Raw genomic sequence first — 12,309 nt, 5'->3', positions numbered from 1 at the left:
CTCACACCAGGTCCCGGCCCACCCGCTCGCTCCAGTTCCGTGAGAACACCCGTTCCCCGTCCTCGTAGGCGTCCAGCGTCGCGTGGACGTGGAAGGAGTCCGCGTCGCAGGTGAGCGTCGTCGTGGTCTCGGTACGGGTGTCCCAGGCGCCGCGCGAGAAGCGCATCGTCCAGGCGGAGCGGCCGCGCGGCGAGGTGAAGTCGTCGGCGGTCCAGTCGTAGCGCTCGACGGCGCGGCGGCCGACGTCCAGGTCGATGGCGGCGTAGTGCGTGGTGCCGCTGTCCTTCACGATGTCGAGCGCCGCGTGGTAGTCGACGAGGTCGCGCGAGACGCGCCAGGACTGCTCGGGCGGGACGCGCTGTTCCGTCGCGAGGGGCCTGGCCGCCTCGGGCGGGCCGAAGGCGAGCGCGTCGTCGGGGGCGTCGAGGGGGCGTACCGGGAGCGTCAGGGTGCTCGCGTGCGTCCGCACCGCGAGCATGACCGGCTCGGGCGGGGGCCAGGCGAGGGGCCAGTAGGAGGTGGAGAGGGACAGACGCAGGCGGTGCCCGGCGGGGAAGGCCTGCGCCGTTCCGTTGAGCTGGACCGTGGCGCGGTACGTACGGCCCGGTTCAAGGGGCTCGGGGGCGTCGCTCCCTTCGCGGCGCGTGAGGTTGAGGATTCCGTACGAGACCCGCGTCGACGCCCCACCCGGGGCGATGTCCGAGAGCCGCGCCGCGACCTGCGCGACGGGCCTGTCCACCGTGAACTCCAGCTCCACGGTCGGCGCTCCCAGGATCTCCAGGCGCTCCGCGAGGACACCGCTGTCGAAGACGAGCGAGCCGCCGTCCTCCTCGCGCTGGTCGTAGGGGAGGTCGGGGGGAGCGTTGTACGAGGCCCACTTGCCCGCGTACTGGCCGACCGAGAGCGGCGAGGAGACCGTGAGCCAGTCGCCCGGGGCCGTGTCGGCGGTCCCCGGCTCCGCTATGCGGTGTGCCGTCAACGGGTGGACGCGTGGCTCGACTCGGGGCGAGGGCAGGCACGGCTCACCGACCCAGCGGCCGGGGCGTTCCTCGTACGCCGTCGACGGCGGGGCGCTCTCCTGCATCCAGGACGTGAGCATGGGCCCGTCCATGACGCCGTTCTCCTCGCCCTTGAGCCAGTGGTCCCACCAGCGCACCACCTCCTGGAGGTAGCCGATCGCAGGGCCGGGCTCGCCGAGGTGCGGGAACTTGTGCGACCACGGGCCGATGAGGCCCTTGCGCGGCACGTCGAGGTGTTCGAGCAGCCGTGTCACGGCGTTCGAGTAGCCGTCCGCCCAGCCGCTCGAAGCGAGCACGGGCACCCGTACGGCACCGTAGTCCTCGCACACCGACGCGTGCCTCCAGTACGCGTCGCGACGCTGGTGACGCAGCCACTCGACGACCCACGGACCGCTCGCGGCGAGGCGCTCGTGCCACATGTCGCGCCACCGCTCCCCCACCACCGCCGGGTCGGGCGGGCACGTCGCGTAGGCGAACATCGTGCCCGCCTCGGCGAGGTTGTCCGAGAGCATCGCGCCGCCCATGTAGTGCATGTCGTCGTCGTAGCGGTCGTCGGTGAAGGAGGCCAGGACGACGGCGCGCAGGCTCGGCGGGCGGCGCGCGGCGGTCTGGAGCGCGGCGAAGGCGCCCCAGGAGATGCCCATCATGCCGGTGGCGCCGTCGCACCACGGCCGCGCGGCCAGCCAGGCGAGCACCTCCTCGGCGTCGCGCTGCTCCACCTCCAGGTATTCGTCGCGGAGCACGCCCTCGGATTCGCCCGTACCGCGCAGGTCGAGCCGCACGCAGGCGTAGCCGTGCCCGGCGAGGTAGGGGTGGTGCATCGAGTCGCGTACCGCACTCAAGTCCCTTTTGCGGTACGGGATCGCCTCAAGGACGGCGGGCACGGGCTCCGTGTCGGACGAGACGGGCCGCCAGATGTGCGCGGAGAGGCGGACACCGTCCCGCATCGGGATGAGGACGTGCTCCTCCTCCCGCACGGCGTGGGGGAGTTGGCTGACGTAACGCATAAGTCCTTCCCAGTACGAGGCCCTTCGCCCGCAGCACCGCGGGCGCGCCTCAGACGTCCTCGATCTCGAAGCGCAGCCCCCGCACCGCGCGGTCGTACTTGGCCTCCAGCTCCTTGTCGCTGTCTGCCCCGACATACAGGTGCGCGAGTTCGGCGGAGTAGCTGTCCTGCCCCGGCATCTCGGAGAGCCGTACGCCCTCGTCCGGCACGACGACGACCTTGACGCCCGGCACCTCGCGCTCGATCCCCGCGATCTCCGCCGCGCTCGGCACCCGGCGCACGATCCCGTCGCGGAAACGGCGGTAGTACCACTTCGCACCGTACTCGTACCGCCCGCGCCCCTGTCGCACGCGCGGGTCGCGGCCGAGCGCGAGGCTCAGCATGCGGTGGTGGTTGGGGACCCCGTCCACGTGCGCGAACATCTCGGCGTGCGACTGCGAGTGGCGCGGGTTGATCTCCAGGATCTTCACGTCGCCCGTCTCGGGGTCGTAGAAGAACTCGATGCTGAACGTCGCCGCGTCGAGCCCGGTCCGTTCCATGACGCGCCGCGAGATGTCCTCGACGCGCCGCAGCGTCTCCTCCGGCAGGTCCGCCGGGTACTGATGGCGCAGGAAGCAGGCACTGTTGGGGTACGTGTGCGAGTCGAGCACCCCGTAGACGACGACCTCGCCGTCGTGCACGTAGCCCTCGGCCGCGACCTGCACCCCCGTCAGCGCCTCCTCGGCGAGACACGCGGCCCCGCCCGCCTCCGCGATCTCGCGCGGCAGGTCGATGCCTTCCATGAGCCGCGTGAAGGGGCCGCCCACCCGCCCGATCCCGGCCCGTATCTCCGCCACGGCCTTGCGGAACCCCGCCTCGTCCTTCACGCCGAAGGCCAGTTCCGACGAGTACGACTTGACGGGTTTGAGCCACATCGGGAAGGAGACGCCCTCGGGCGGGCGGGGCTCCGCCTCGTCGAGATCGACGAGCCCGAACCCCGGCACGGCCTCCGGCGCGGCCTCGCGCTGGATGAGGCGGCTCCAGTACTTGTGCTCGCAGCGCACGATCGAATCGACGCTCGTCGCCCGCAGCCCGCGCTCGGCGCACAGCAGCGGTACGAGCGCGCTCACCGGGAAGTCCCAGTACCCCACGACCGCGTCCACGCTCCCGTCGAACGCGTCGAGCGCGGCCCGCGCCTCGTCCAGGAGCCCGTCGAAGTCGATGTCCCCCTCCTGGAGCCGGGCCACCGGCAGCAGGGGATGGAAGGTCAGCCCCTCCGCACCGGGGACCTCGCGGAGCGTGTCGAGATTGTCGTCGTCGAGCCCGACGACGAAGACATCGAGCTGCTCCTTTTCCCGCGTTTCGCTCATGAATTCTCCTGTATCGATCGATTGCCGGGGTTCGGCGCGCGTACCCGGCGCCCGGGGAGGCAAACGAGAGCGCGGCCGGTCGCCCGCGTCGCACGGGCAGGCGGTGAACTGCTCCCCGGCCCTCGCGGCGGTTACCATGACTCGCGCCGTTCGCGCAGGTGGCGGGGAGGTTCGTCAGTGGCAACGATCAGGGATGTGGCCCAGTACGCGGGGGTGGCACCGAGCACCGTCTCGTACGTCCTCAGCGGCTCGCGCTCCATCTCGGAGGAGACCAGGACCCGCGTGCGCGAGGCGATCGACGCGCTCGGCTACCACCCGCACGCCTCCGCCCGGACGTTGCGGGCCGGGCGGACGCGGGTCATCGCGCTCGCCGTGCCGCGGGCGGCGGGCCTCCAGCGCTCGGTCGACGGCCGTTTCGCGATCGACGTGAGCGACGCGGCCAACCTGCTCGGCTACGACCTGCTCCTGAGCACCTCGCAGGACAAGGCGGAGGGCGTGCGCAGGGTCGCGCTCAGCGGGCTCGCGGACGCCGCCGTACTCATGGCGGTCGACATGGACGACAGCCGCATCGACGTCGTCCGCGAACTCGGCTTCCCCGCCGCGCTCATCGGCCGCCCGGCCGACGAGGCCGCGCTGCCGTGGACGGACCTCGACTGGGAAGCCGCCGCCGCCCTCGCTGTCCGCTCCCTCGCCGCCGCCGGGCACCGCGCCCTCGTCTACCTCGGCCCCACCGGGAACGAGTACGCCGCGCGCCGCAGTTACGCCCTGCGCGGCAGGTCGGGCGCCCGGGCGGCGGCCGCCGAGGTACGCGTGCCGGTACGGTTCCTGGAGACCCCGAGCGGCATCTCGCCCGAGCGGCACACCCCGAACGAGGCCCCGCGCCTGGTCCACGCGCTCCGCGAGGCACTCGGCACGGGCCGGGACCGCGCCACCGCCCTGATCGTCCAGCACCCCTCCGCCGACCACGCCCTCAGCGCCCTCACGACCCTCGGCCTGCGCACCCCCGAGGACATCACCGTCCTCGTCCTCGGCTCCCTCCCCGACGACCCCACCGCCCGCCGCCTCCCCCGCGTCGACCTCCCCGTCCACACCCTCGCCACCGAGGTCATCCGCCTGGCCGCCCAGGCCACCACCCACCCCACCCCGCCCCCCGCCCCCCACCTCCTGATCCCCCCACAGCTGAGCGGCACGGAGGGGCTGGGAGGCGGAGGGGGAGAGTGAGGGGGCTACGGCCTGCGGGGCGACGGCGGACGGGCCGAGGTGGGGCGCGACGGGCTGAGGCGCGGAAGGGCGGGGCGAGGCGCGGCGAGCTGAGGCACGGCCGGGTGGACGGGGCGAGGCGCGGCAAGACGGGACGAGCTGAGGCGCGGGGGGACGCGGCGAGCTGAGGCCCGGCGGGACGGACCGGACGAGGCGCGGCAAACTGAGGCGCGGCCGCGTGGACGAGCCGAGGCGCGGCGGGGCGCGACGGACTGCGGCGCGGAAGGGCGCGACGGACTAAGGAAGGGCGGGTGGCGGCCGGCCGGGTGCGGTGGCGGCTGCCGAGCGGGGTGGGGCGGTGCGGCGCCGGGCGGCACTGGGTTGTTGACCGGACCAGCGGGGGACACGCCGGGAGTCTGCACATCCCCCGCACGGCCTGGTCGGTAGACGTTGCGCATCCGAACGATGAAGGAACGCAACCGAGTTGGACGCAGCATCTCGTGACATCCGGTTGATCACCTTGCCGCGCTGGGGGCGGGTGGCCGAGGGCGTAGGGGCGGTGCCCTGGCTGGTCCTTGATGAAAAGGCACAAGCAGTGGAGCCGATCCGGAGGTTTCTGATCGACTTCGCCGCTCGTGACAACCGGCCCGGCAGCGTCCGCAGCTACGCCTTCGACCTGCTGCGCTGGTGGCGACGGCTGCGGGTGGTCCAGGTCGAGTGGGATCGCGCAGCCTCGGCAGTGGTCCGCGACTTCGTGCTGTGGCTGCGCATCGCGACGAAGCCGCGGACGTCGGCGCGTACGCAGTCGAGTTCCTGGCCCACTGCGAACTCCGCAAGGCCGCCCTGGGGACCTGCGGCCGCGACTACGCGACCCCGTGCCAGCATGAAAACGCCTGTGTCAGATGTCCCCTGCTACTCGTGGACCCGGCCCAGATGCCACGCCTCCAGGAGATCCACGCCAACCTCGTCGACCGCCTCCAGGAGGCCAGGGACCAGGGCTGGCTTGGCGAGGTCGCCGCCATCGGGACCACCCGGGCCACCGCCCAGAAGCTGGAGGCCATGCGCGACCGTGCAGCGCAACCGTCTACCGTCCACCTCGGCATGCCCGGCTTCCGCCGCGATTCCGGGCGAAGCGGCACCGAGCTTGAAGGCGGAGGCCGGCTGGTCGTCGGCCGGTGAAATTCGGGCGGCTCATGCGGCGGGACTGGCAGGATGCCCGGATGGAGATCTTGGAAGAAATCGCGCCGTTGCTGAGTTCACTGGCCGCATCGAGTCATGTCTACGCCAAGTGGGGCGGGATATCTGACGCCGGCATCGCCGAGCAGGTCTTCGAGCTCGTTGCGGTCGCCCAGGGCGACTGGGCGCATCAGGCCGTCGCGGGAGCGGTAGGCCCCGCGTCGGTCCGCGAGATCGAGTCAGCGCTTGAGCCCGTCGATGAGGCCGGAGCAATCGAGCTGATGACCAACCTGTCGGCCTTCGATCTCGTCTCCTCGCGCCCTCTCCGGGATCCCGATCACGCCAGGCGGGCAGCCACGAGGGTGGCGAAACTGCTCGGGCGGGGCACGAACTGGGTCACGAACACAGAGGGCATGGTCAACGGTCGAGCGTGGACGCCCGTCACCCGGCACGGCATCGACATCGTCATTGCCGGAACCACTGCCGAGTTCTTCGTGATCCTGCTCGCCCTCGGCGACGACTAGGTTCGTTCCGGCAGGTCAAAGCGTCATAGGCTCCACAGCATGCACAGCACCCTGACGGAGCACGCCCGGTGCCTCTACGGAGACGAGTACCGACCGACGCCTGAGTGCGACCCTCGACCACCGGGAGCACTACTTCGTCGAGGAACTGACATTCGCTGACGCGGATTCGATCCCGCCATGCTCCGTGAGCGCAGCCCGCACGTGGTCGATGGCCGTCTCCCGGTCTGGGTGCACACCCTCTCCTATCGGTTGGTGCTACTGCAGCGACCTGATGAGCCATCGCTGATGCGCGAGGCTGCCGAGGACTTGTGGTTGCACGGACCAGACCGGGATGACATCGCAGCGGACCTGACGAAGCGGGCAGACACCCTGGAGGCCGACTGATTTCGGTTGGCCCTGAGCCTGGCGGCGGCTGGCTGGCTGACTGGCTGGCTGGCTGACTGGCTGGCTGGCTGGCTGGCTGGCTGGCTGGCTGGCTGGCTGGCTGCCGATGGCGGGGCATTGGGGGCGACGTGGGGGGGCTCAGGCGCGCGGCGGCAGTACCTCGATCACGGTGGCCGTTCCGGCAACAGGTCTGGCTTCGTGCATGGTGATCACATCGCCGCACTTCAAGTGCCTCCACTGCTCGGGGCTCAGGGGAGCCAGCCGAACGTCGGCAGTCTCTCCCGGGCCGAGCTCTTGCGCATACTCCACCCACAACCTGGCGATGTTCAGCTCTCGCTCCCCGCCAGCGGTGCAGTTGCCGATGTCCCACATCGGCCGGAGCCGTCCGTCTGCGGCGAAGGCCGTCCGGCGTCGGCCCTCCTCGGCACCCACCAGGCTCAGGGTCGCCCGGAGGGTTCCGTGCCGGACCTCCCAGCCCCGCCACTCGCACCAACGACGGCTACGGTCGAGCATCATCTGCCGAGCAGCCTCGGCAAGGAGGTCCCAGAAGCCGACGGAAACGGGGTGGAGATCCCCGATCTCGATGAGAACGCCGAGCACCATTTCCCACTCCTGGCGCCCGATGTCCTCGCGCACATCCCCGACCGTCTGCCCGTTCTCTGCCGCTGCCTCCTCCGGCAGCAGATCGACGGCCCGGCGAAGAAGTGTGAACGCGTCATCCATGTGCCGCGTTCTCCCCCGTCCCGGACACGCGTTGAAGAGCGACCAGGCCAGCCGGAGTCGGCAACGCGACACGGCCGAATGCTTCCCGGCTCCGTGATTGTCGCTGACTACTTTGAGCAACTCGACTGCGAGCAGACCCCGCCAGGCCGTCTCGGCTAGTTCGGACAAGCCTGCATCCGCTGCCCGGTTCTCCGGGATGGCCCCCCGCCAGAAGCCCCGCCTCATCGAGATCATCCAGAACCTCCGTGAGCGCATCCGCGAGGCTCGCGCCAACGGCCGGCTCGGCGAGGTCGAGGGACTTCAGGTCAGCTTCGACGCCGCGATGGCCAAGTTCGAGAGCCTCAAGGACGTCCCCACCGGCGGACGCCCTCAACTGGTTGACCTCGGTAGGCCGTGTTCACTGACGACGCACCACCGCCTCAGCCAGATGAGTAGGGGGTTCTTCTTCCTAGCGCGTTGAAGCACGGCTCTCCGAGATCCAGATGGTCAGCAGATCGAGCTTGCTCATCGCGCCGGATCGTCGTTGCGGAGGGCTGCTGCCCGGGGTCACAATGCGTGGAGGTGCCGGGGGGTCATCCCGGCGAAGTGTTGGAGGCGCTGCTTGTGAACACCGCACCGCGGTGCGCCTCGCCATGCGCGCCAGACGCTGACCACTTCGCTTCGCCCGCCGGCTGACCTGCTTCATTCACGGTGGGCGCTTCCCCTTATGGGAGACCGCCGTAGTGTTCGAAGACTTCCGGACGGTTGATCGCCGTCCTCTGGCAACGGTTCTTGCCGCCAACCTCGTTTCGATCGCCGGGAATTGCCTTACGTACATGGGCGTGCCGTGGTTCGTGCTACAGAGTACGGGCAGTGCCGCCGAAGCTGGGATCGTGGCGTTCTGCACGCTGCTGCCCGCAGTGCTCGCTGCGCTCGTCAGCGGTCCGGTCATCGACCGGATCGGGCGACGGCGGGTGAGTGTCGCCTCGGATCTCGCTTGCGGGGTCGCCGTTGCGGCGATCCCGCTGTTGCAGTTCGCCGGCATCCTGCAGTTCTGGATGCTGTGTGGGCTGATGGCGATGACAGGGCTGTTCCGTGCGCCGGGTGAAACCGCTCGCGGCGTGCTGTTGCCCACGCTCGCCGAACGGGCCGGAATGCCGCTGACCAGGGCTGCCGGGCTGTACGACGGTGCGGCACGCTGCGCGGCGCTGACGGCATCCGCTCTCGGAGGCGTGCTGATCGCCGTACTCGGATCCGAGAATGTCCTGTTGGTGGATGCCGCGACCTTCGCCGTGGCCGCGCCTCTGTTCGCGTTCGGTGTGCGCGGCCTGCCCGAGGTACAGCCCCAACGATGGGCCGAGCCGGCGTCGCTGCGGGCCTACCGACGTGAACTCGCGGAAGGCTGTCGCTTCCTGGCGGCTACGCCGCTGCTGCTCGGCCTGTGCCTGATGACGCTGGTCACCAGGGGGCTCGACCAAGGGTGGAGCGCCGTGCTCTTGCCCGTGCATGCCCGTGAGGAGCTTGACGGTGCCGTCGATCTCGGTCTGCTGAACGCGGCGTTCGGGGTGTGTGCACTCGCGGGGGCGCTGGTCTATGGGGCGGTGGGCAGCGGCTTCCGGCGGTGGCCCGTGTTCGCGATCGCTTTTCTCATCGGGGGCATGCCGCGCTTCGTAGTGGCCGCCTTCACCGACACCTTCACCCCGCTGGCCCTGATCATGGCGGTAGAGGGTCTCGCCTTCGGCGTACTCAACCCCATCATGGCCACCGTGACGTATGAGACGGTGCCTGAGGACCTGCGCAGCCGCGTGCTGAGTGCGACAACGGCCTCGGTCCAGCTGGTCACTCCGCTGGGCGGACTGGCCGCGGGCTTCCTCGTGGATTCGGCCGGCCTGCCCTTCTCGCTGTTGGCGGTGGGCGGTGTGTATCTGCTCGCCACGCTGTGCCCGGTGATCTTCCCGGCCTGGAGAAGGATGGACAGCACCAGCTCTCCCCACGACAGGACGGAGGACTCGCTGCCGCACGGTGCGGGGGCGAAAGGGATGTAGTCACGGGACAGCTGCTTCAGCGCTGCTCACGAACATCTGACGTCGGCGCTCCCCGTCGTGCTCAAGCGGGGGGCTCGGCCTTCTTAGTCCGGAAAAGGGCCGAGATGTTCGCGCACGTGGACCGGGTCCCCAACCACCACCGCATGCTGAGCCTCGCGCTCGGCCGCGACCCGCGCGTGCGACAGGGACGCGGGCGGTACGAGTACGGCGCGAAGTAGCACTACCGCCGCTTCCGCGACGGGATCGTGCGCCGGGTGCCGAGCGCGGCGGAGATCGCGGGGATCGAGCACGAGGTGCCGGGCGTCAAGGTCGTCGTCGCGGCTCGGCAGCGGATGGCGCCAGGCGGGACAGCGCTGGGCTCGGCGGGGGCGCTGGGCCGAGCGAGGATGAGGCGCGAGGGCCGGGCGAGAGGGAAGAGGGGCAGGGCTGGACAGGGCCAGGCTGGACAGGCCGACGGCAAGGCAGGAAAGGGCAGGTCAGGGGGCGCGGCCAGGTGGCCGGGCAGGCCGGAACGGTCCAGCCAGGGGGCCGGGCAGGCCGGAACGGTCCAGCCAGGGGGCCGGACAGAGCGGGACCAGGCAGGGGCGGCTGGGTCGGACAGGGCAGGACCAGGCACGGACGGCTGGACCGGGCGGGGGCGCTGGCGGACCGAGGCGGGGCGGACCCGCCGGATGGGGTGGGATGGGACGGCGCCAGGCGGGACAGCGCCGGACTCGGCGAGGAACTGCGCCGGGGCAAGGACGAGACCCAAGGGCCGGGCGAGGGCAAAACGCACCAAAACATCACGAATCCAGGCAGTACAGAGCTGACGGCCGGGCGGAGCAAGACCGGAAAGCGCAGGTCGGGGAACGCGGCCGGGCGGCCGGACAGGGCAGGACCAGACACGGGCGGCTGGACCAGGCAGGGGGCGGGGCTGGCGGGCCGAGGCGGGGCGGACCCGCCGGATGGGGTGGGATGGGACGGCGCCAGGCGGGACAGCGCCGGGCTCAGCAAGGAACTGCGCCGGGGCGAGGACGAGACCCGAAGGCTGAGCGAGGACAAAAAGCATCAAAGCATCACGAATCCAGGCAGCGCAAAGCTGACGGCCGGGCGGAGCAAGACCGGAAAGCGCAGGTCGGGGAGCGCGGCCGGGCGGCCGGACAGGGCAGGACCAGACACGGGCGGCTGGACCAGGCAGACGGCCGCACAAGGCGGGCCCAGACACGGGCGGCTGGACCAGGCAGGGGACGGGCCGAGGCCGGGCGGGGCTGGCGGACCGAGGCGGGGCGGGCCCGGCAAGGAGCCGCACAGAGGGCCGGACAGGACATGAGCCGGACCAGGCAGGGGTCGCACAGAGGGCCGGACAGGACAGGACATGGGCCGGACCGGGCAGGGGCCACGCTGGGCAGCCGGGCAGGGTCGGGCAGCCGGCGTCCCCGCGTTGGTCAGGCCCGTAAACGGGTGAGGACGGTCAGCACCTTGCGGTGGGTCTCGCCCGCCGGGGGCAGGTCCAGCTTGCTGAGGATGCCGCTGACGTGCTTGCCGATCGCGGCCTCGGACGCCATCAGCTCCCTCACGATGGCCCGGCAGCACCTGCCCTCCGCGATCAGCGCCAGCGCCTCCCGCTCGCACGGAGTCACCCGCTCCAGCGGATCGCGGCCAAGTCCGCCGCCTTGGCGTCCGGCTCGCCCCGCGGGAGGCGACCAGCAGCCGTCGCAGCGCGGCGCGGGCGCCCACCACGACGCCGAGCGTCCAAGCCGTGTCTTCAATTGATCTTGAGTGGTGGATCATGGTCGGGTGATTCGTCGCCATGAACTGTCCGATGAGGAGTGGGAGTTCGTCCGGCCATTGCTGCCTGCGTCCTTGCGGGGGCGGAAGCGGTTGGACGATCGAAGGGCGCTCAACGGGATCGTGGGGAAGTTCCGCACCGGCACGGCCTGGCGGGACGTGCCTGAGCGGTATGGGCAGTGGCAGACGCTGCACCCCCGCTTTCGCCGGTGGGCCCTGGACGGCACCTTCGAGCGGATGCTCCGGGCCGCGCAGGCCCAGGCGGACGCGGCCGGGGACATCGAGTGGCTGGTGTCGGTCGACTCCACCGTCGTACGTGCCCACCAGCATGCCGCCGGGGCCCGAAAAGGGGGCGCCGCAGCCCATGCCTCGGACGCTCGCGGGGTGGCCTGACCAGCAAGATTCACTTGGCCTGCGACGCTTTCGGGCGTCCGCTCGCCTTCACCCTCACGGGCGGGAACACCAACGACTGCACGCAGTTCACCGCCGTGATGGAGGCGATCCGGGTGCCCCGCCCCGGGCCGGGGCGGCCCCGAGTGCGGCCCGCTCACGTGCTGGGCGACAAGGGCTACAGCTCTCGTGCGATACGAACGTGGCTGCGGCGTCGCGGCATCGGCCCTACCATCCCCGAGCGGGCCGACCAGGTCCGCAACCGGCTCCGGCGCGGCAGCCGCGGCGGGCGTCCGCCAAGCTTCGACAAGCAGCTCTACACGCGGCGCGACATCGTGGAACGGTGCTTCAACCGGCTCAAGCAGTGGCGCGGCATCGCGACCCGCTACGACAAGACCGCCGAGTCCTACGAGGCAGCCGTCACCCTCGCCTCGCTCCTGATGTGGGCGTGACATGTGAAGACAGCACCAAGCACCAAGCACCAAGCAGCACAGGCCCATGAGGAGCGGACCGAGCACGACCCCCACGGACATCCGCGAAACGGGGCCCCACCGGCTCCGCCTCGCCGGGGTTCCGCTGAACACTCTGTTCGGGGGCAGAGGTCCCCCGTGTCCGGGCTGTTGCGGCGGCTGTCGCCGAGTGCGCGACCGTCCGCGGTTCCCGCCTCCCGCGAGAAGACATTCTCTCGCGGGCGTGCGCCACTTGAGGTCCGGGACGACGCCGCCGAGGCGGGCGAGTGACCCGGCA

General features: G+C 71.1%; 9 protein-coding genes and 1 pseudogene. 6 read left to right on the top strand and 4 right to left on the bottom strand.

Annotated features, from left to right (window positions below):
* Nucleotide 1: 1 nt before the first annotated feature.
* A complete protein-coding gene (locus tag ACQYWQ_RS24310) occupies nucleotides 2-2,026 on the bottom strand; it encodes a CocE/NonD family hydrolase (protein ID WP_431037447.1) in 2,025 nt (674 codons plus the stop codon).
* Nucleotides 2,027-2,075: 49 nt separating this feature from the next.
* Nucleotides 2,076-3,374: an ATP-grasp domain-containing protein gene (locus ACQYWQ_RS24305; RefSeq protein ID WP_431037445.1), complete on the bottom strand. Its 1,299-nt coding sequence runs from the start codon at nucleotides 3,372-3,374 to the stop codon at nucleotides 2,076-2,078.
* Nucleotides 3,375-3,551: 177 nt separating this feature from the next.
* Between ACQYWQ_RS24305 and ACQYWQ_RS24300 the strand changes: the two genes are divergently transcribed.
* From ACQYWQ_RS24300 to ACQYWQ_RS24290, 3 genes are all read left to right on the top strand, one after another.
* Nucleotides 3,552-4,595: a LacI family DNA-binding transcriptional regulator gene (locus ACQYWQ_RS24300; RefSeq protein WP_431037443.1), complete on the top strand. Its 1,044-nt coding sequence runs from the start codon at nucleotides 3,552-3,554 to the stop codon at nucleotides 4,593-4,595.
* A 738-nt stretch (nucleotides 4,596-5,333) separates the two neighbouring features.
* Nucleotides 5,334-5,753, top strand: a complete 420-nt coding sequence (locus ACQYWQ_RS24295) for a hypothetical protein (protein ID WP_431037441.1) — start codon at nucleotides 5,334-5,336, stop codon at nucleotides 5,751-5,753.
* Between the two features lie 41 nt (nucleotides 5,754-5,794).
* A complete protein-coding gene (locus ACQYWQ_RS24290) occupies nucleotides 5,795-6,274 on the top strand; it encodes a hypothetical protein (protein WP_431037439.1) in 480 nt (159 codons plus the stop codon).
* Nucleotides 6,275-6,796: 522 nt separating this feature from the next.
* On the opposite strand, the gene ACQYWQ_RS24285 is transcribed toward ACQYWQ_RS24290, so the two are convergent.
* A complete protein-coding gene (locus ACQYWQ_RS24285) occupies nucleotides 6,797-7,381 on the bottom strand; it encodes a hypothetical protein (RefSeq protein ID WP_431037437.1) in 585 nt (194 codons plus the stop codon).
* A gap of 112 nt (nucleotides 7,382-7,493) precedes the next feature.
* Between ACQYWQ_RS24285 and ACQYWQ_RS24280 the strand changes: the two genes are divergently transcribed.
* Entirely contained in the window at nucleotides 7,494-7,841 is a 348-nt protein-coding gene (locus tag ACQYWQ_RS24280; RefSeq protein ID WP_431037435.1) for a hypothetical protein, read from the top strand.
* Between the two features lie 262 nt (nucleotides 7,842-8,103).
* Complete coding sequence (locus ACQYWQ_RS24275) at nucleotides 8,104-9,405, top strand: MFS transporter (protein WP_431037433.1); 1,302 nt, start codon at nucleotides 8,104-8,106, stop codon at nucleotides 9,403-9,405.
* 1,424 nt (nucleotides 9,406-10,829) lie between these two features.
* Here ACQYWQ_RS24275 and ACQYWQ_RS24270 read toward each other — a convergent pair.
* Nucleotides 10,830-11,042, bottom strand: a pseudogene (locus ACQYWQ_RS24270) (DNA-binding response regulator); the annotation flags it as partial.
* Nucleotides 11,043-11,184: 142 nt separating this feature from the next.
* Here ACQYWQ_RS24270 and ACQYWQ_RS24265 point away from each other — a divergent pair.
* Nucleotides 11,185-12,014 (top strand): IS5 family transposase gene (locus tag ACQYWQ_RS24265; protein ID WP_431039326.1). Its coding sequence is split into 2 segments (ribosomal slippage): nucleotides 11,185-11,521 and nucleotides 11,521-12,014, totalling 831 coding nucleotides; the frame shifts between segments, so codons are not numbered across the junction.
* Nucleotides 12,015-12,309 lie beyond the last annotated feature (295 nt).

Origin of the sequence: Streptomyces sp. P6-2-1, from assembly GCF_050613165.1 — a bacterium.
Classification (GTDB): domain Bacteria; phylum Actinomycetota; class Actinomycetes; order Streptomycetales; family Streptomycetaceae; genus Streptomyces.
Note: the sequence above shows the minus strand (reverse complement) of the source record. Positions and strands in the feature narration are given on the sequence as shown.